The following is an 18,767-nucleotide window of genomic DNA, read 5'->3' as shown; positions in this document are numbered from 1 at the left end:
CGTATCGGAACGCTGTTATGAATGGCCAGGGTGAAGAGTTGACCTGGAGTGCACTCCAGGTCGTAGTGTCGAGCGCATGAGCTACTCGATAGCGGAAGCCGCGCGACGTAGCGGACTGTCGATCGACACTCTCCGGTACTACGAGCGCATCAAACTGCTCGACCCGCCCGCGCGGGACACCGCGGGCCGCCGGGCCTACTCCGACGACGACCTCGGCTGGCTGGGGTTCCTGACCAAGCTGCGCACCACCGGGATGCCCATCAAGAGCATGCGCGAGTACGCGTCGCTGCGCCGCCACGGCGTCGCCAGCGCGGGCCGCCGCAAGGCCCTGCTGGTGGAGCAGCGGCGGTCGGTCGCCGAGCGGATCGCCGAGCTGCAGGGATGCCTCGACATCCTCGACTACAAGATCGACAACTACGCCCAAGTCGAGCGCAACGTGCTCGGCGTGGAACCCGGCAGGGAGGAAATTTCCGCGTGAAGACCAGGAAGCTCGGCGGTCTGGAGGTCAGCGCCCAGGGCCTCGGCTGCATGGGGATGAGCCAGGCCTACGGCGTCCGCGACAACGACGAAGAGTCGATCGCGACGATCCACCGGGCCCTCGACCTCGGCGTCACGCTGCTCGACACCGCGAACGTCTACGCCGACGGCGTCAACGAGGAGCTGGTCGGCCGCGCGATCGCCGGCCGCCGCGACGAGGTCGTGCTCGCGACGAAGTTCGGCATCGTGTGGACTGACGGCGCGATGGGCGCCCGCGGCGACGCCGAGTACGTCAAGCAGTCCTGCGACGAGTCGCTGCGGCGGCTCGGCGTCGACCACATCGACCTGTACTACCAGCACCGCGTCGACCCGGACACGCCGATCGAGGAGACCTGGGGAGCGCTGGCTTCGCTGGTGGAGGCCGGAAAGATCCGGTACGCCGGGATTTCCGAGGCGAGCGCGGCGACGATCCGCGCCGCGCACGCGGTGCACCCGGTGACCGCGCTGCAGAGCGAGTGGTCGCTGTGGACCCGCGGCATCGAGGGCGAAATCCTGGACACGTGCCGGGAGCTTGGCGTCGGTGTCGTGCCGTTCTCGCCGCTGGGCCGCGGTTTCCTGACGGGCGCGGTGAAGTCGATGGCGGACCTGCCGGAGGACGACATGCGCCGCGGCCTGCCGCGGTTCGCCGAGGGCAACTTCGAGCGCAACATGGCGATCGTCGACGCGCTGCGCGAGCTGGCCGAGGCCAAGGGCGTCACGGCGGGGCAGCTGGCGCTCGCGTGGGTGCAGTCCCACGGCGAAGACGTCGTCCCGATCCCGGGGACGAAACGCCGCAAGTACCTCGAGGAGAACGTGGCGGCGGCTTCGCTGGAGCTCACGGCGGACGACCTGGCGGCCATCGCGGCAGCCGCGCCCGCCGAGGCGATCGCGGGGGAGCGTTACCCGGAGCGCCTGGCCCGCGCCGCCGGCAAGTAAGCAGTCTGCCGCAGCCCTCGTGAGTGAGAAACAGGGTTAGAACACTGTTTCTCACTCACGACCGGGCCACCTTCTGAGCCTTTTCTGAGATCTCCGGAGCAGGCTCGGCGCCGATCAAGGTCGGTGCCGAGCCTGCAGGAGGTCGTCGTGGAGGAAGTGCTCGATTATCTGGTCGTCGGGGCCGGGCCGGCGGGGTTGCAGCTGGGGCAGCACCTCGGCCACGCTGGCCACCGGTACCTGGTGCTGGAAGGCGGTTCCGCGCCCGGCCACTTCTTCGAGACCTTCCCCCGGCACCGGACGCTCATCTCCATCAACAAGAAGCACACCGGGTACGCGGACCCGGAGCTGCGCATGCGGATGGACTGGAACTCGATCCTGACCGAGGGCGACGAGGACCAGCCCGTCTTCACCGACTACAGCGAGAAGCTTTTCCCGGACGCCCCGGACTTTCTGCGCTACCTGGCCGACTACGCGGCGAAGCACGAAGTCAACGTCCGCTACGACACCCGGGTGACGCGCATCCGCCGAGACCCGGAAAGCGCTGTCTTCATCCTCACCGCGGGTGACGACGAGTTCAAAGCGCATCGGCTGATCATGGCCAGCGGCGTCACCAAGCCGTACATCCCGCAGTTCCCCGGTGTCGAGCTGATCGACCAGTACGTGGACGTCGACGTCGCCCCGAAGAGCTTCACCGACCAGCGCGTCCTGGTGCTGGGCAAGGGGAACTCCGCCTTCGAGACCGCCGACAACCTCATCGAGACCGCCGCGGTCGTACACGTCGGCGGCCCGCGGCCGGTGAAGCTCGCCTGGCGCACCCACTTCGTCGGCCACCTGCGCGCCTACAACGCGGGCATCCTCGACATGTACCAGCTGAAGCTCCAGCACGCGATCCTCGACGGCGACGTCCGCGAGGTCCGCAAGGACGCCGACGGCTACCACGTCAAGTTCGCCTTCGCCCGCGCCGAAGAGGTCATCAAGGAAATCCGCTACGACCGCGTGATCGGCTGCACCGGCTTCCGCTTCGACGCGGAGCTCTTCGACGAGGACTGCCGCCCCCAGCTCACCATCAACGACCGCTTCCCCGCGCAGACGCCGGACTGGGAGTCGGTCAACGTGCCCGGCCTCTACTTCGCCGGCACCATCACGCAGGTCCGCGACTTCAAGAAGGCCACCAGCGCGTTCATCCACGGCTTCCGCTACGGCGTCCGCGCGCTGGCCAAGGTCCTGAACGAGCGTCACCACGACACGCCGTGGCCGGCCACCGAGCTGCCCGCCAAACCGGACGCCATGACCGACGCCATGATCACCCGGATCAACCGGACTTCCGCGCTGTACCAGCAGTTCGGCTTCCTCGGCGACGCGCTGGTCGTCGACGCCGACACCGCGCGCTACCTCGAGGAGGTGCCGGTCGACCGCCTTCTCCGGGACGCGCCGGAGGAGGCCTACGTCGTCACCCTCGACTACGGCCCCGACCACGACAAGGTCGACCCGTTCGACTTCGTCGCGCGCGCCGCCCAGGACCAGGCCAACGACCACGGCGAAGGCCACTACCTGCACCCGATCGTCCGGCACTACCGCCGCGGCGAGCTCGTCGCGACCCACCACGTCACCGAGAACCTCGAAAACGAGTGGGACAACGAAGAGGTGCACGTCGAGCCGCTGACCGCGTTCTTCGCCCGGGAGCTGTGATGCGCACGATCGCGGAGTTCGAGGCGGCGGCCCGCCAGCGCCTCGACCCGGTGCACTACGACTACTTCGCGGGTGGCGCGCAGGACGAGATCACCGTGGCGGAGAACGAATCGGCGTTCAAGAAGCTGCGGCTGCTCCCGCGGGTCCTGCGCGGCAGCGACAAACGCGACCTGAGCCTGACGCTGCTCGGGACGCCGTCCTCGATGCCGATCCTCGTCGCGCCCACGGCGTTCCACCGGCTCGCGCACGCCGACGGCGAGCTGGCCACCGCCCGCGCGGCGGCGCGCGCCGGCACGATCATGATCGTCAGCATGGCCTCGACCACCGCGATCGAGGACATCGCCGCGGCGGCTCGCGAGGTCGCCCCGGACCCGGGCCTGTGGTTCCAGCTCTACCTGCAGCCCGATCTGGAGTTCACCGAGGCGATCGTTCGGCGCGCCGAAAACGCGGGCGTCAAGGCGTTCGTCGTGACCGTCGACTCGCCGGTGCTCGGCCGCCGCGAGCGTGACGACCGCAACGACTTCCACGACCTGCCGCCGGGGCTGGTCGTGGAGAACCTCCGCAACCTCGAGCTGGAGAACCGCAGCGGCGGCAACGCGAGTCACGTCCGCGAGATCGTCATGTCGGCCGGGTTGAGCTGGGACCACATCGCGTGGCTGCGGTCGAAGACCAAGCTCCCGGTGCTGATCAAGGGCGTGCTGCACGCCGAGGACGCGCGGCTGGCCGTGCACCACGGCGTCGCCGGGATCGTCGTGTCCAACCACGGCGGCCGTCAGCTCGACACCGTGCCCGCGACCATCGACGTGCTCCCCGAGATCGCGGCGGCCGTCGGCGGGGCGATCTCGGTGCTGCTCGACGGCGGGATCCGGCGCGGCACCGACGTCGTCAAGGCCCTGGCCCTCGGCGCGGACGCGGTCGGCGTCGGCCGGCCGGTCGTGTGGGGGCTTGCCGCGGGCGGCCGCGAGGGCGTCACGCAGGTCCTCGAACTGCTGCGTGACGACTTCGACCAGGCGCTGGCCATGTGCGGCGGCCGGCACCCGGCCGACCTGACTCCGGACCAGGTGCGGCGATGATCGGGAAAGCGCTTGCGGCTGCGGCCCTGGTCACCGCCCCGGCGTGGCTGCCGGCCCGGGTGGTCGCGCTGCGGATGCGGATCTTCGAGCTGGTCAACGGCCAGGACGTGGTGACGATCCCGGGGGAGCAGGTCGGCGTCGGGGACTTCCGGCGCGTCTACGCCGACCCGGCGGCGAACGGCCGCAGCCGCGGCGCCGCGCTGTCCGACCTGTTCTGGTACTGGCTCGCGCCCGGGCCCGAGGTGCACCAGGAGCACCTCGAAGCCGGGTCGCGCTACGACGAGGTCGCCAAGTGCACCCGGCACATCCTGGTGCGGTCCAAAAAGGACTCCGAGGAGCTGGCCCGCCGCGTGGCCGCCCACGTCCTGGACGACGTGCGGCCCGGGCTCGTCCGGTTCCGCGACGAGATGATGCCGATCTGGGCCGAGCTGTACTACGAGTTGGTGTTCGACGAGCCGTGCCCGCCCGAGGCGCGTGACCTCATCGTGGCGCACGCCGACGACGTCGTCTCGGCCCTGAAGTGCGTGCGGCCGCGGAACATGCGCCGCCGGGCCCGGCTGACGAAGTACCTGCGGCGGCGCCTCGCCGACGTCCCGCACCCGCTGCCGCAGTCCCTGACACCGGCGGAGCAGGTCTACTACCTGCAGGGCACGTTCTTCAACACCGCCGTCGTGCAGATGTCCGAGGCGATGGCGCACCTGCTGATGATCGTCGCGCAGCGCCCGGAGGTCCAACGAAGGCTCGTCGAGCACCCGGACGACGACGCCTACCTGGACTGGGTCATCGACGACGGCCTGCGCGAGTACCCGCTGTTCGGCATCGCGCACCGGATCTCCACCGCCGACATCGACCTGGCGGACCTGACCATCCCGGCGGGCACGGTGCTGTGCTTCAGCTACCCGGGCTTCGCGGCCCAGACCGCGAAGGACGAGTTCATCCCGTTCGGCGTCGCGCAGAACCGCGCGTGCCCGGCCCGCGGCCTGGCCCCGCCGACCATGCGGGTCGTGACGCGCGAAGTCCTGCGCCGCTTCAGCCTCGCCTCTACGGCCGGCCACACGCGCTCCATCCCCAACCGCGGCCCGGCACTGCTCACGCCCCGCGGTGCGCGCCGCCGGCGTGCGCCCCTGGTGTGGCTCGCGGTCCGCGACCGCTGGGAAGACGTCTGGCGCAGCTTCGCCCAGCTCGTCTTCGGCACGTACATGGTGCTCGACGCGCGCAAGCAAGCCCTCTGCTCGACCTACTTCGCCGGAGGTAACTCATGAGCCCGTCCGAGGCGGCACCCACGTTCTTCCTCGCCGTCGTGGCGATCCTGGTGGTGGTCCGGCTGGTCTGCATGGCCGCGGTCAAGCTCGGCCAGCCACCGGTGGTCGGGGAGATGATCGCCGGGGTGCTCCTCGGCCCCTCGCTGTTCGGGCTGCTGCTGCCGGACGTCCAGGCGGCGCTGTTCCCGGACGCGATCCGGTCGCTGCTTTACGTCGGCGGCCAGATCGGCCTGGTCATCTACATGTTCGGCGCCGGCTACGAGTTCAACCTGGGCAGCATCGTGAAGTCGCGGAAGTCGGTCGCGGCGATCTCGTCGGCCGGGACACTGGTGCCCTTGGTGCTCGGGATCGGCGTCGCCGTCCTGGGCACGTCGTGGGTCGGCATCGGCAAGGAAGGCGTTTCGCTGGTGACGTCGGCCGCGTTCGTCGGGGTGGCGGTGGCGATCACGGCGTTCCCGATGATGGTCCGGATCATCACCGAACGCGGGATCGGGTCGACGCGGTTCGGCTCGCTGGCATTGGCCTGCGGCGCGCTCGACGACGTACTCGCGTGGCTGCTGCTGGCGGTCGTGCTGGGGATGCACGCCGGGTCGCTGGGGCCGATCGCGCTCGCGCTCGGCGGCGGGCTGCTGTTCGCGCTGCTGGTGTTCATCGTCGGGCGGCGCCTGCTGGCCCGGGTGATGGGCAGTGACCGGGTGAGCGTCGACCAGCGGGTGCTCATCACCGCGATGACGCTGTTCGCGGCCGCCTGGTTCACCGACACCATCGGGCTGTACGCGGTGTTCGGCGCGTTCACCGTCGGGGTGGCGTTCCCGCGCGGCGCGGCCTCCGACGCCGTGCTCGCGAAGATCATGCCGATCGGGTCGATCGTGTTCGTTCCGCTGTTCTTCACCTATTCCGGCCTGAACACCCGGTTCGCGCTGCTCGCCGACCCGAAGCTGCTCGCCTTCGCGCTGGTGACGGTGGCGGTCGCGATCGTCGGCAAGCTGGGCGCGTCCTGGGGCGCAGCGCGGCTGGCGGGGGAACCGCCGGAGATCGCGACGCGCGTCGGCGTGCTCGTCAACGCGCGCGGGCTGATGCAGCTGATCGCGCTCAACGTCGGGCTCGCCGCGGGGATCGTCTCGACGGCGTTGTTCACGGTGCTGGTGCTCGTCGCGCTGGTCACCACCATCATGACCGCGCCCGTGCTCAGCTGGCTCGACCGGCGCGATGCCCGCAAGGGGAGCAGCGAGGTGCTCCTGATGGCCGAACCGGTCCCGGTGACCGGGAAAAGTTGATAGTTCAATTTCGGAAAATCACTGCCAGTATGGGTTCGTGCACGATGGGGCTGCGAAATCGCGAGTGCTCCTGGTCGAGGACGACCGGGAACTGGCGGGCATGCTCGCCGAGCTGCTCGCGGACGAAGGCTACGAAACCGACGCGGCGCACGACGGGCAGCGCGGTCTGCACCTCGGGCTCACCGGGCGGTACGACGTGATGATCATCGACCGGCGCCTCCCGGTGCTGGACGGCCTCGAACTGATCGCCCGGCTGCGGGCGCGCGCGGTGACCACGCGGGTCCTGGTGCTCTCGGCGCTGGGCGAGCTCGCCGACCGCGTCGGCGGGCTCGACGCCGGCGCCGACGACTACCTCGTCAAGCCGTTCGAGGCCGAGGAGCTGCTGGCCCGGCTGCGCGCGCTCGGCCGCCGTGACATGGAGGGCGCGGAGTGCCTTCCGCTCGGTGCGGCGGCCCTGGACCTGCAGCGGCACGAGGTCGTGCTGCCGCGCGGGGAGCGGATCACGTTGTCCGGCCGGGAGTTCGAGCTGCTGCGGACGCTGGCGCAGCGGCCGAAGGCGATCCACCCGCGGGCGTCGCTGCGGACGAACGTCTTCGCCGACTCGACCGGTGAGTCCATTGTGGACACTTATGTGTACTACCTGCGGCGCAAGCTCGGCCGCGACGTCGTCCGGACGGTGCACGGCCTCGGCTACCAGATCGGCGCGGTATGAGACCCGACCCGGAAGAGCGGGCCCTGCGGCGGGCGCGGTGGGCGATCACCGCGCAGATCGCCGTCGTGGTGTCGATGCTGGTCGCCGTCGCGGGCGGAATCGCGTACGCGATGCTGCTGACGCGGCAGCACGCCGAGGCCGACCGCACGCTGGCCAGGACGGCCGAGCTGGGCCCGGCCGCGACCCCGCCTGGCTGCGTCTGGCTGTTCACCCCGGTCCTGCACGCGCCCGCGGGCCCGTCCCCGGCCGGAATGCCGATCCCGGCGCTGGACGCGACGGTGCCCTCACCCGGGGACGTCCACACGGAACGGCGCCCGATCGGCGGCATGACGTACACGATCCGGGTCGAGAACCGCGGCGGCGTCGTTTCGCAGGCGTTCTTCGAGGAGCTGTACCAGATCCAGGACCGCTCGTCGCTGGTGTCCGGGCTCGTGGTCGCCGAGGTGCTGGCGCTGCTCGCGGCCGTGCTGTGCGGCCGGGTGCTGGCCTGCCGGGCGATCCGGCCCCTGGCCGACGCGCTGCGGCGGCAGCGGACGTTCGTCGCGGACGCGTCCCACGAACTGCGCGCCCCGCTGACCCGCCTGCACACGCGGGCGCAGCTGCTGGCGCGGCGCGCGTCCGGCCGCGACGCGGACGATCTGGACCAGCTGGTCCGCGGCACGCGCGAACTCGGCGAAGTCGTCGAGGACCTGCTGTTGTCGGCGCAGGCGTGCGACCGGCCGGAGTTCGAGCTGGTGGAGCTGGGCGGGCTCGCCGAGGAAGCGGTCGCGGCGGAGGCGGTGCGCGCGGGGGAGGGCCGGGTCCGGCTCGCGGTGTCGCGGGAGCGGCGGCCGTACGTCGTCCAGGGCGTCCCGACCGCGCTGCGGCGCGTGCTTTCGGCGTTGCTGGACAACGCTTTGGGCCACACCCCGCCGGGCGGCTCGATCGAGGTGTGGCTGGGCGTGCCGGACGAAAGACACGTGGAGCTGCGGATCCGCGACACCGGCATCGGCTTCCCCTCGGCCGACGCGGACCGCATCTTCGAGCGGTTCGCCCGCGGTTCCGACGGCGACGGCCGCCGGTTCGGCCTGGGGCTGGCCCTGGTCCGCGAGGTCGTGACGGGCCACGGCGGCACGATCGCGGCAGCGGGCCGCCCGGGCGACGGAGCCACGTTCACCCTGAGGCTGCTCCGCGCCGACCCCGCGTGATCAGGGCCGGAACTCGCGTGACGGAACCCGGAACTCGCGTGACTTAAGCCGGAACTCGCGAGTTCCGGCCCCAATCACGCAAGTCACGTCTTCAATCACGCGAGTTCCGGGTTTGGAGCAGGGCGAAGCGGAGCTGCCGGGCCACTTGCGGTGGGGCCGGCGGGAGGAGTGACTCGATTTCGGCTGCCAGGGCGGGGGACGGGGTCGTGTACGTCGCCGCCGTGTGGTGCAGCCAGGCGTGCAGGTCTTGCTCGGCGTCGGCGCCCAGGGCTTCGTCGGCCAGCAGCGTGAGGTCCGTGTGCAGGCGTAACCACGTGTCGCGGTCGCGTAGCAGCGCCGCGGCGGCCCGTCGTGTGTGGAGGGATTCCGCGGCGAGCGACTCCCGCAGCGCGGGCACGCCGACCAGCGCGGGCTTGCCGCGCAGGAACTCCACCACCTGGCGGGTCACCGCGGGCGACGGATCCGTCAGCAACGGCGCGACCGCCGCCGACTCCGGGGCGATCCGTCGCAGGCCGCGGACGGCCGCGCGCCGGATCCGCGGGCGCTCGTCGGTGAGCCGGTCCTCCAGCAGTCCGGCGTCGGCGGCGGTCCCGGTCTCGCCGAGCCCGGCAAGCACGCCGAAGGACACGTGCATCGCGCGGTAGTACGCGGCCGGGTTGCCACCTGCCTTGACCACCAGCGCTTGCGCCATCGACCGCACCGCCGACGACCGGTCGGCCAGGTGGGCCACCACCGCGTCGGGCCCGAGCAGCGTCAACGCCCGCATCCGGACCTTCGGCGCCCCGGCCGCGAGGAGCTCTTCGACGCACTCACCGCGGTCGAGCAGCGCGTTGCCGCACACCGCGCGGACCACGAAGTCGTGGTCCCGCACCGCGATGTCCAGCAGGCGCGCCCGGGAAAGGCGCCCGAGCGCCTCGGAGTGGACCCAGCGCCGGATGTCCCGGTCGTCGATCGCCAGCGCCGCGTCGAGGTGGTCCGGCAGCGCCCGCCGGAACAGCGCCGTCATCCAGTCGTCGACCTGCCGGCGCCGGAGCACGCAGATCAGCGGCAGCATCGCCCGCAGGGTCGCGGAGTCCAATCTGGCCACTGCCGCTTCCCGGGCGCGCTCGCGGATCGCCGCGACCCAGTCGACGGACCGGATGAGCAGCAGCGGCACCGCCTCGGGATCGGCGCTGACGGCCAGCCGCTCGACGGCCACTTCGCGCATCCGGCCGTTCCCGTGGCACGCGGCCTCGGCCAGCTTTTCCCGCGAAAGGGGCACGAGCTCGCCACCGGGGAAGCGGTACCAGTTCTGGTCGGTCCACCACGCTCGCCGCACGGCGACGTCGAAGTCCGCCCAGCGCCGCACGTCACCCGCGGCGAAGGCGTCCAGATCGGGCAGCCCGGTTTCGAACACGCACCCAGCCTGTCAGGCGTGTCGAACCGGTTTCAGCTCAGCAGGGCCTGGACCGCGGCGGGGGCGTCGGCGATCGCTACCGGGTTCTGCTCCCGCGTCGAGAGGCTGCGGACCGTGACGTTGCCGGCCGCCCAGTCCTCCTGGCCGACGATCACCACCGCGACCGCGCCCGCCTTGTCCGCGCGGGTCAGCTCCTTGCCCAGCTTGCGGTGCTCGATCGGCGTCGACGTCCGGAGCCCGGCGGCGCGCAGTGACGACGCCACCGAGCGGGCCGCGTCCGAGAGGTCCTCGGTCACCGGGATCACCATGACGTCGACCTCGCTGCGCGGTGCCGGCGTGAGGCCGTGCGTCCCGAGGAAGTCGATCAGCGTGACGTCGCCCATGCCGAACCCGATGCCCGGGATCTGCTGCGGCGTGAACATCGACGCGAGGTCGCTGTAGCGGCCGCCGCCGAAGAGGGCGCGGCGGTTCTCCGGCGAGGTGTCGAAGACCTCGAACACGGTCGACGTGTAGTACGCCAGCCCGCGTACGATCATCGGCTCGTACTTCACCAGGCTGCCCGCGCTGCTGTTCAGCACGCGCACGAGGTTCGACTGCTCGCGCACCTCGGCCGGCAGCTCGTCGAGCAGGGCCTCGCCCGCGCCGAGCGTCTCGGCCAGCTTCTCGAACTGCTTGTCCGAGAGCCCGATCTCCGCTGCGCTCTCCGCCAGCTTCTCGCGCGGGTACTTCTCCCAGCGGTCGACGAGCGCGAACACCTGGGCCAGGTGGTCTTCGGAAACCCCGGCGACGTCGGTGAGCGCCGACGTCAGCAGGTTCCGGTCGTTGACCCGCAGCACGAACATGTCCGGCGTCGCGCCCAGCGCGGCCATCATGTCGTGGACCAGCTCGAAGATCTCGATCTCGCAGTTGGCGCTGTCCGAGCCGAAGATGTCGGCGTTGATCTGCCAGTGCTCGCGCACGCGGCCGCGCTGCGGCGCCTCGTACCGGTGGCAGTTCGGGTGGCTGTACCAGCGGACGGGGAACGACAGCGACTTGGCGCTCCCGGCGATCATCCGCGCGACCGACGGCGTCATCTCCGGGCGCAGCGCGAGCCGCCGCCCGCCCTTGTCGGTGAGGGTGTACAGCTGCTTGTCGGCGAGCTCCTGACCCGATTTCCGCTCGTAGATCTCGGCGGATTCGAGGATCGGGCCGTCGTAGCGGAGGAAGCCGCGGCGCTCGAGGACGTCGTAGAGATGACCGAACACCTGCGTCCGGACGGACATTTCGGCGGGCAGGAAGTCCCGGGTCCCCTTGTAGGGCGCGGTCGGCAGGTATTCAGGCACGTCACCCAGCTTAACGACCGGCGCTCAGGCGAAGGCGACCCCGTACGCGGTGAGCAGCGTGCCGGCGCCCAGCAGCACCGCACCGGCGGACGTCACGCGGCCGCCGAGCTTGCCCTGGTTCGGGATCAGGTGGAGGAAGAAGCCGCCGGACTGGGCGAGGATCCCGAAGAGCAGCAGGAAGCACGTGATCCACAGGGTGGCGTCGGACAGGGTGGTCCGGCTGAGGATCTGCAGCGCGACCAGGGCGAGGATCAGCAGGACGCCGGCGTGCGCGTGGCCGGCGCGGAACATCGAGCGCTGGTGTTCGGTGAGCTTCCGGTCGCGCATGACGCCCATCAGGGCGTAACCGCCGTACATGACGGTGGGGAGTGAGACCAGGGCGATCACGGTGAAGAGCTGGGTGGGTCCGTGCATCGGGGGACTCCTTCGAGGTGGGCTGGGCTCACGATAACACTGTTTTAAAACGGTGTCACCAAACCGGGCATTCCCCGAACGTGGAACTAGGCGACGCGGCCCTGGGCCAGCACCAAGAGGGGGTTCCGCAGGGCGGCGAGCGACGCCAGCGGGTCACCCTCGACGACGAGCACGTCGGCGGCCAGGCCCGGCTCGAGCCGGCCGGTCACCGAAGTCAGGCCGAGCCCCGCCGCGGAATCACACGTGGCGATCTCCAAGATCCGCCGCCGCGGAAACCCGAGCCACTCGTACAGTTCCAGCGCTCCCACCGGATCGTCGAACACCGATCCCGGCAACCCCGCGTCGGTCCCCGCAAGCAGCCGGACCCCGTGCTCCTCCAGCCACGGCAGCCGCCCGTACATCGCCTGGGCCGTCTCGTCGCCGAGCTTCTCGACGATCGTCCGCCAGTTGCGGCTGCTCGTCGAACACGCCGAAATCCCCGCCGAAGCCATCCGCTTCGCCACCGGTTCGCGTCGGTCGAAAGACCGTGGCCCGGTCAGGAAGCTGCAGTGCTCGATCGTCGACACCCCGGCCTCGACCGCCGCCTCGATCGCGTCGGCGCCGTGGGCGTGCGCCGCCACCGGCAACCCGTGGGTGGCCGCGTGGTCGACGATCAACGACAGCTGCCGGGCGTCGAACTGCGACTCCCACATGTCCGCGCCGCCCTCGGTGATCTGGCCGCCGCTGGCCATCACCTTGATCACGTCCGCGCCCGCCGCCGCGTTTTCGTCGATCAACGCGCGGATTTCGCCGTCGGAAGAGGTCGCGCCGCCGAAGAAGTGGCAGTGCCCGTCCGGCACCGTGATCGGCGGGCCCGACACCAGCAGCCGCGGGGCCACCTCGTCCGAGAAGGACTCGCGGACCGCCGCGCCCAGGTGCCCGCGGTCGCCGAGGTCGCGCACCGTCGTCACCCCGCTGCGCAGCATCGACGACAGCCGCGAGCGCGCGCCATCCAGAAGCGAACCGGCCTGAAAGTGGGCCAGCATCTCCCGCGATGCGTCGAAAGCCAGGTGCACGTGGACGTTGAACAAGCCGGCGAGCGCGGTTCCGGTGGGGAAGTCGCGCCGGATCGCGTCCGGCGCGGCCTGCGCGACGACCTCCGCGCGCGGACCTGCCGCCACGATCACGCCGCCGCGCACCAGCACCGCGCCGTCGTCGACCGGCGCCGACGGCCGCGGCAGCACCCGGCCCGCGGTGATCAGGGTGTCCACGTCACTCCCCGTTCCCCATCGCCGCCGACAGCGCCAGCAGCGGCCGGACGTCCGATTCGATGTCGTCCGCCGGCGCGGGCAGGACCTGCTTGGCGTGGCCGTCGCTCTCCTCGCCGGCCGCGTGCCGCGCCAGCGCCGTCTTCAACGCGTTCGCGGCGGCCCCGGGATCCGTGGCGACGACTTCGCCGAAGTCCGCGGTCAGGTACGGCGACAGCTGCACCAGGCCGTCCCGGATCTCGATCACCCGGCGGTAGTGCACGCGGTGGATGCTGCGCGGCGAAAGGAGTTCGCCACGCCGGCGCGGCGGTGTCCGCAGCACGATGCTGGGGAACGCCTGGACCAGGACCGTCCACAAGGGACCGAGCGCGTCGTGTTCGCGGCGGTGCTGGCGGCGCCGCCGCAACGCCGAGAACCGCGCCCGCACGCCGGGGTAGGTGACGCCGAGCAGGAACAGCATCCCGCCGACGATGACGAACGGCACCCCGAGCAGCAGCAGCACCTTGACGACCGGGCCGAACGCCCACGCCACCACGATGTACAGCGCGCGGCAGATGCTGCCCACGGCCGCGCAGGCCATCCCGGCCGCGCCCATCCGCAGCCCGATCCGCAGGTTCCGGTCGGCCACCCGCAGGTAGCGCACGATCCACGCCGTGCAGGCGATCAGGCCGTAGATCAGGTACAGCCCGGCGCCGAGGTAGAACAGCGCGATCCCGGTGTCGTGGATCGTCGACGGCCCGAGCGGCAGGCCGCGCAGCTCCGGCGCCGTCAGGGCCATCGTGACGATCATCAGCGTGATCGCCGCGGCCAGCGGCACCAGTTCCACCACCACCCGGCGGTAGCGCCGCGGGCCCAGCGCCGAGCCGAGGAAGAAGATCACCAGCGCGCACACCGCGCACGCCAGCAGCGCGTTGTTGGCCACGCGCGCCGCGCCGAGGCCGAGGACCGCGTCGATCTCGTCCGACACGACTTCCTGTTGCAGCAGGAACGCGGCCGCGAACCCGGCGATGCACGCCGTGACGGCCCAGTTCGGCACCGTCGGTGCGCGCTGCACCTGGTAGATCCGCCACGCCAAAGCAGCGGCGAACAGCACCATCGCGACAACGTTCACGGGGCTGAAAAGTGTGCTCACAACCACCCTTGGTGATCGCCGAGCGCCCCCTGGATCCGGCGGAGATCCCGGTCCGCAGCGCGCCGCGGGATCGTGTAGTTCAGGACCGACGCCCACTCGAGGATGATGGTCGCGACGGTCTCGGCTTCCCACTCGTGCGCGTCATCGTAGGACGTCCGCCGCAGTGCGCGGTGTACTGCATCCGGGTCAAGATCCGGAGCGGGCCCGCGCAGGAAGTCCGCCGGCTCGGCGTCGCCCTGCGGGTGGTGGTCGGCCAGCATGTGCCCGAGCTCGTGCAGGATGATGTGGTCCTGGTGGGATTTCGTCGTTTCGGCCTGGTAGAAGATGTAATCCGCTGCCGACGTCGCGATCCAGCAGCCGAACGGCCCGGGTACTTCCAGCGGGTAGGCCATCAGCCGGATCGGCTTGCCCCGTTGGTCCCCCAGTCGCGCGCACAGCACTTCGACGTCGAGCGGCGGGCCGATGTCGAGCTGCTTCAGCAGCTTCCGGCACCGGCGGCGCAGCTCCCGTTCCTTCATCGCGCGGCGTCCTCCGGGTTCCGGCCTTCGCGTTCGGCCCGTTCGTAGCGCTCCACCAGCTCCAGCAGGTCCATCACCTGACGCCGGCCCTGCGGCGAGAGCTCCTGCGCCCGCATCGCCATCAGCTGTGCTTCCCCGGCCGGGGGCGCGGCCGCCTCTTCGTCGAAGAAGTACGTGACAGGCACGCCGAACAGCCTCGCCAGGGCTTCGACGTAGTGGATCTTCGGGTTGACGCGTTTGCCCGTGGCCAGCTGCTGCAGGTAGGCGGGCGACATCGCCGGCCCGCCGGCGCGCTCGACGGCGGCCGAGATCTCCCGGTAGCTGTGCGGCGCGCGGCCGTCCACCCGAGCCGCCTCGATCAGGGCGCTCAGGCGTTCCGCGAAAGTGCGTTCCCGTGTCATACCCGCCCCCTAGGTTTCCACCGTGAAAATTCTAGCCGGGAAACCACTGTACGCACATGTTGACAGCTATCGTATGCAGTGGTTTACAGTTGACGCGCCTCTCGTCTTGCTCTCCGTACCCTGGGGGTGTACGGAACCGCAAGACGAGAGGCTGTCATGTCCGCCGACTCGTCATGATCCGCGGTCTGTAGTACGCTTCGGGTGCCAAGGTCGAACGCCCTCGCGGCGATCCCTTGGTCTCGGCCTGTTGCCGGAGGTCGACCCCCAGGGCTTCCGGTGACAGGCCCCTTACTTCCTCGGGACACCCTTTTCAGGACATCAGCGTGGCGGCCAGCGTGCCGCCCAGTTCGGTGCACGCCTCGAGGGTCTTCTTGTCCGGGTCGCCGGTGGCGATCACCGGTTCCGCGACCTTCTCCCAGGCCAGGCCCGTGGTGATCGAGAGCAGCTGGCGTTCCGTGCCCGACGTGTCGCTGTTGCCGTGGATCCAGTACCCGAACGGGCGGCCGCGCGTCGCGTCCAGGCACGGGTAGTAGACGGTGTCGAAGAAGTGCTTCAGCGCACCGCTCATGCTGCCCAGGTTCGCCGGCGTGCCCAGCAGGTAGCCGTCCGCCTCGAGGACGTCGGGGACGGTGGCCGCGAGCGCCGCCCGGCGGACCACCTCCACGCCCTCGATGTCCGGGTGCGTCGCGCCGGCCAGCACCGCCTCGAACAGCGCTTGCGTCGACGGCGACGGCGTGTGGTGCACGATCAGCAGCCTCGGCATCAGGCGAGCAGCTCGTCGACGGCCGTCCGCAGTGCGTTGAGCTTGGCGTTCGCGGTGTCGCGAGCTTCGGTGAGCGAACCCGTCACCGGCGCCACGACCTGCAGGTACGCCTTCAGCTTCGGCTCGGTGCCGGACGGCCGCACGACGACGCGCAGTCCCTCGCCGGTCAGGCGCAGGACGTCCGCGTCCGGCAGCAGGTCTTCGAGCGTCACCTCGACGCCGCCCAGCTCGGCCGGTGGCGTCTCCCGCACCTTCGCCATCAGCTGCCCGCGGACGGCGAGATCGGTGACCCGCAGGGAAACCTGGTCGGTGACGTGGACGCCGTGGCGCTGCGCGAGCTCGTCCAGGACGTCCAGAGGGGTGCGGCCCCCGGCCTTCAGCCGCGCGGTGTACCCGGCGGCCAGGGTCGCGGCGGCGATGCCGTCCTTGTCGCGCACGAAGCCCGGGTTCACGCACAGGCCGAGTGCTTCTTCGTAGGCGAACACGAGTCCTTCGCCGGCGCGGACCAGCCACTTGAACCCGGTCAGCGTCTCGGCGTAGCGGGCGCCTTCGGCCTTCGCGATCTCGCCGAGCATCGACGACGAGACGATCGTCGTCGCGACCAGCGGGTCCGGCAGGAGCGTGCGGTCCACTGTGGACAGGATGTACGAGCCGAGCAGCACGCCGGTCTCGTCGCCGCGCAGCATCCGCCACTCGCCGTCGTGCCCTCGCACGCCCAGCGCGCACCGGTCGGCGTCCGGGTCGAGCGCGACGGCCAGGTCGGCGTCCACATCGGACGCGAGCGCCAGCAGCAGGTCGGTCGCGCCGGGTTCTTCGGGGTTCGGGAACGAGACGGTCGGGAAGTCGGGGTCCGGCGCGGCCTGGTCGCCGACCAGGTGCAGGTCGGTGAACCCGGCCCGCTCGAACGCCGCGCGCAGCGTGTCGGCGCCGACGCCGTGCAGTGCCGTCGCGGCCACCCGCACCGCGCGCTCGGCTCCCATCGGCAGCGTCGCGACCTCGTCGAGGTAGCGGTCCAGCAGGTCGACGACCTCGGCGCCGGGCGCCCGCGGCACGCTCACCGCGGCGGGCGCGGCCTGGATGGCGTGCTCGATCTCGCCGTCGGACGGCGGGACGATCTGGCCGCCGGTCGCGTCGTAGAGCTTGTAGCCGTTGTCCGCCGGGGGGTTGTGCGACGCCGTGATCTGGATCCCGGCCACCGCGCCGAGCCGGCCGACGGCGAACGCGAGCACCGGCGTCGGCAGCGGCTTGGGGAACACCTTGACGTCGAACCCGGCTGCGACGAGGACCTCGGCGGCCGCGGTAGCGAAGGCCTCCGAGCCGTGCCGCGCGTCGCGGCCGACGACGACCAGCGCGCCCGCGTGCCCCTGCGCCTTCAACCACTCCGCCACGCCCGCGGTGGTCCGCGTGACGACGGCGACGTTCATCCCGTTCGGCCCGGCGCGCACCGGGCCGCGCAGGCCGGCGGTGCCGAACTCCAGCGGTCCGGCCATCCGGTCGGCCAGCTCGGCGGCCGCACCGGCCTCGCCGCCCATCGCCTTCGCCAGGACGTCCTGCAACTCGGCGCGGGTGCTTTCGTCCGGGTCGTCGGCAATCCAGCGGAAGGCGGTGTCACGCAGCGTGGGAGTCAGTGTCACCGCGTCAGCCTACGGGCTAGGGTCGGGGGAGTGCGCTTGCTCTTCACCTCACTGGGGTCCTTCGGTCACACGTTCCCGCTCGTCCCGCTGGGGGTCGCCGCGCGCGACGCGGGCCACGACGTCGTTTTCGCCACCTCGGAAGACTTCCTGCCACAGCTGACGAAAGCCGGGCTCGAGACGGCCGCCGCCGGGCTCGCGATCAAGGACGCGTTCGGCCAGGCGTTCGCCTCGGCCGGGCCGCCCGGCCCGCGGCGGCCGCCCGGAGAGATCCCGCCGGAGGTGCTGGGGCCGATCGTCGCGAAGGTGTTCGGCGAGCTCATGCCGCAGCGGTTCGTCGCCGACCTGCTGCCGCTGTTCTCGCGGTTCCGGCCCGACCTCGTCGTGAGCGAGGCCGGCAACTCGGGCGGCGCGTTCGCCGCGATGAAGGCCGGGATCCCGGTGGTGGCGCACGGGTTCGGCCGGGTGTCGCGAGACGACCCGATGGTGACGCGGATCCGCGACGCGATCCGTTCGCACGGCGCGGCGCTGGGCATCGACGTCGGTGAGGACCTGGCGTTCGCGGGTCCGTTCGTCGACATCTGCCCGGAGTCGGTGCAGGACCCGGGGTTCCTGGCGCGCACGACGCGCGTCCCGCTGCGGCCGGTCGGCTGGAGCGAGCCGGGTGAGCTGCCGTCGGGCGTGCTGGAGAGGTCGCGGCCGCTGGTCTACCTGACGCTCGGGACGGCGATGGGCCACGCGGGCGTGCTGGGCGCGGCGATCGCCGGTCTGTCCGGTTTGGACGTCGACGTCCTGGTCGCGACGGGCCCGACGGTCGCCCCGGCGGACCTCGGCGAGATGCCGCCGAACGTCCGGCTCGAGTCCTGGGTGCCGCAGTCGGAGCTGCTCCCGCACGTCGACCTGGTGGTCCACCACGGTGGCAGCGGCACGACGCTCGGCGCGTTCGGCGCGGGTCTCCCGCAGCTGCTGCTGCCGCAGGGCGCGGACCAGTTCAGCAACGCGGACGCGGTCGTCGCGGCCGGCGTCGGCTCGCGGCTGCTCGCCGCGGAGGTCACGGCCGACGCCGTGGCTGCAAAAGCCCGTCACCTGCTCGCCGACACGTCGGTCGCCGACGCGACCCGGCAGCTCGCGGCCGAGGTCGCGGCGATGCCGTCCCCCGCCGAGGTGGCCGCCCAGCTCCCCGGTTACGTCTGAAATCACGCGAGTTCCGGCTTGAATCACGCACTCACGCGCTGATCGCGCTGCCGATGACGTTCATCATCGTCACCGGCGAGATCGACCTCTCGGTGGC

The 18,767-nt window shown here is 71.3% G+C and carries 18 protein-coding genes; 9 read left to right on the top strand and 9 right to left on the bottom strand.

Going from position 1 to position 18,767, the window contains the following annotated elements; translation table 11 throughout:
* Nucleotides 1–76 precede the first annotated feature (76 nt).
* From AB0M59_RS35950 to AB0M59_RS35915, 8 genes are all read left to right on the top strand, one after another.
* Nucleotides 77–478: a MerR family transcriptional regulator gene (locus AB0M59_RS35950; protein ID WP_155549043.1), complete on the top strand. Its 402-nt coding sequence runs from the start codon at nucleotides 77–79 to the stop codon at nucleotides 476–478.
* A gap of 50 nt (nucleotides 479–528) precedes the next feature.
* Nucleotides 529–1,452: an aldo/keto reductase gene (locus tag AB0M59_RS35945; protein WP_364624547.1), complete on the top strand. Its 924-nt coding sequence runs from the start codon at nucleotides 529–531 to the stop codon at nucleotides 1,450–1,452.
* A 147-nt stretch (nucleotides 1,453–1,599) separates the two neighbouring features.
* Entirely contained in the window at nucleotides 1,600–3,141 is a 1,542-nt protein-coding gene (locus AB0M59_RS35940; RefSeq protein ID WP_364624351.1) for an NAD(P)-binding domain-containing protein, read from the top strand.
* Nucleotides 3,141–4,214, top strand: coding sequence for an alpha-hydroxy acid oxidase (locus tag AB0M59_RS35935; RefSeq protein ID WP_364624349.1), 1,074 nt, complete (start codon nucleotides 3,141–3,143; stop codon nucleotides 4,212–4,214). The genes AB0M59_RS35940 and AB0M59_RS35935 overlap by 1 nt, the downstream gene beginning before the upstream one ends.
* Nucleotides 4,211–5,476 (top strand): cytochrome P450, encoded by a 1,266-nt coding sequence (locus AB0M59_RS35930; RefSeq protein WP_364624347.1) that lies wholly within the window; start codon nucleotides 4,211–4,213, stop codon nucleotides 5,474–5,476. The genes AB0M59_RS35935 and AB0M59_RS35930 overlap by 4 nt, the downstream gene beginning before the upstream one ends.
* Nucleotides 5,473–6,753: a cation:proton antiporter gene (locus AB0M59_RS35925; RefSeq protein WP_364624345.1), complete on the top strand. Its 1,281-nt coding sequence runs from the start codon at nucleotides 5,473–5,475 to the stop codon at nucleotides 6,751–6,753. Before AB0M59_RS35930 ends, AB0M59_RS35925 begins: the two co-directional genes overlap by 4 nt.
* Nucleotides 6,754–6,817: 64 nt before the next feature.
* Nucleotides 6,818–7,465: a response regulator transcription factor gene (locus AB0M59_RS35920; protein ID WP_364624545.1), complete on the top strand. Its 648-nt coding sequence runs from the start codon at nucleotides 6,818–6,820 to the stop codon at nucleotides 7,463–7,465.
* Nucleotides 7,462–8,652 (top strand): HAMP domain-containing sensor histidine kinase, encoded by a 1,191-nt coding sequence (locus AB0M59_RS35915; protein WP_364624343.1) that lies wholly within the window; start codon nucleotides 7,462–7,464, stop codon nucleotides 8,650–8,652. The genes AB0M59_RS35920 and AB0M59_RS35915 overlap by 4 nt, the downstream gene beginning before the upstream one ends.
* A 91-nt stretch (nucleotides 8,653–8,743) precedes the next feature.
* Here AB0M59_RS35915 and AB0M59_RS35910 read toward each other — a convergent pair whose 3' ends face one another.
* From AB0M59_RS35910 to AB0M59_RS35870, 9 genes are all read right to left on the bottom strand, one after another.
* On the bottom strand, nucleotides 8,744–10,048 hold the full coding sequence (locus tag AB0M59_RS35910) for a hypothetical protein (RefSeq protein ID WP_364624341.1): 1,305 nt from the start codon (nucleotides 10,046–10,048) through the stop codon (nucleotides 8,744–8,746).
* 32 nt (nucleotides 10,049–10,080) lie between these two features.
* The gene (gene hisS / locus AB0M59_RS35905) at nucleotides 10,081–11,370 is read right to left on the bottom strand and encodes a histidine--tRNA ligase (RefSeq protein WP_364624339.1); all 1,290 of its coding nucleotides are present in this window, start codon (nucleotides 11,368–11,370) and stop codon (nucleotides 10,081–10,083) included.
* Nucleotides 11,371–11,394: 24 nt separating this feature from the next.
* The gene (locus AB0M59_RS35900) at nucleotides 11,395–11,784 is read right to left on the bottom strand and encodes a hypothetical protein (RefSeq protein WP_364624337.1); all 390 of its coding nucleotides are present in this window, start codon (nucleotides 11,782–11,784) and stop codon (nucleotides 11,395–11,397) included.
* 86 nt (nucleotides 11,785–11,870) lie between these two features.
* Complete coding sequence (locus AB0M59_RS35895) at nucleotides 11,871–13,034, bottom strand: amidohydrolase family protein (RefSeq protein WP_364624335.1); 1,164 nt, start codon at nucleotides 13,032–13,034, stop codon at nucleotides 11,871–11,873.
* A gap of 1 nt (nucleotide 13,035) precedes the next feature.
* Nucleotides 13,036–14,163 (bottom strand): MAB_1171c family putative transporter, encoded by a 1,128-nt coding sequence (locus tag AB0M59_RS35890; RefSeq protein ID WP_364624333.1) that lies wholly within the window; start codon nucleotides 14,161–14,163, stop codon nucleotides 13,036–13,038.
* Complete coding sequence (locus AB0M59_RS35885) at nucleotides 14,160–14,681, bottom strand: hypothetical protein (protein ID WP_364624331.1); 522 nt, start codon at nucleotides 14,679–14,681, stop codon at nucleotides 14,160–14,162. The genes AB0M59_RS35890 and AB0M59_RS35885 overlap by 4 nt, the downstream gene beginning before the upstream one ends.
* On the bottom strand, nucleotides 14,678–15,082 hold the full coding sequence (locus AB0M59_RS35880) for an XRE family transcriptional regulator (RefSeq protein WP_364624329.1): 405 nt from the start codon (nucleotides 15,080–15,082) through the stop codon (nucleotides 14,678–14,680). The genes AB0M59_RS35885 and AB0M59_RS35880 overlap by 4 nt, the downstream gene beginning before the upstream one ends.
* A 310-nt stretch (nucleotides 15,083–15,392) precedes the next feature.
* Nucleotides 15,393–15,845, bottom strand: coding sequence for an NAD(P)H-dependent oxidoreductase (locus AB0M59_RS35875; protein ID WP_364624327.1), 453 nt, complete (start codon nucleotides 15,843–15,845; stop codon nucleotides 15,393–15,395).
* Nucleotides 15,845–17,479, bottom strand: coding sequence for a phospho-sugar mutase (locus tag AB0M59_RS35870; RefSeq protein WP_364624325.1), 1,635 nt, complete (start codon nucleotides 17,477–17,479; stop codon nucleotides 15,845–15,847). The genes AB0M59_RS35875 and AB0M59_RS35870 overlap by 1 nt, the downstream gene beginning before the upstream one ends.
* A 30-nt stretch (nucleotides 17,480–17,509) precedes the next feature.
* On the opposite strand from AB0M59_RS35870, the gene AB0M59_RS35865 reads away from it, so the two are divergent.
* On the top strand, nucleotides 17,510–18,670 hold the full coding sequence (locus AB0M59_RS35865; RefSeq protein WP_364624323.1) for a nucleotide disphospho-sugar-binding domain-containing protein: 1,161 nt from the start codon (nucleotides 17,510–17,512) through the stop codon (nucleotides 18,668–18,670).
* Nucleotides 18,671–18,767: the final 97 nt, after the last annotated feature.

It is taken from the genome of Amycolatopsis sp. NPDC051371 (genome assembly GCF_040682155.1).
Classification (GTDB): domain Bacteria; phylum Actinomycetota; class Actinomycetes; order Mycobacteriales; family Pseudonocardiaceae; genus Amycolatopsis.
Note: the sequence above shows the minus strand (reverse complement) of the source record. Positions and strands in the feature narration are given on the sequence as shown.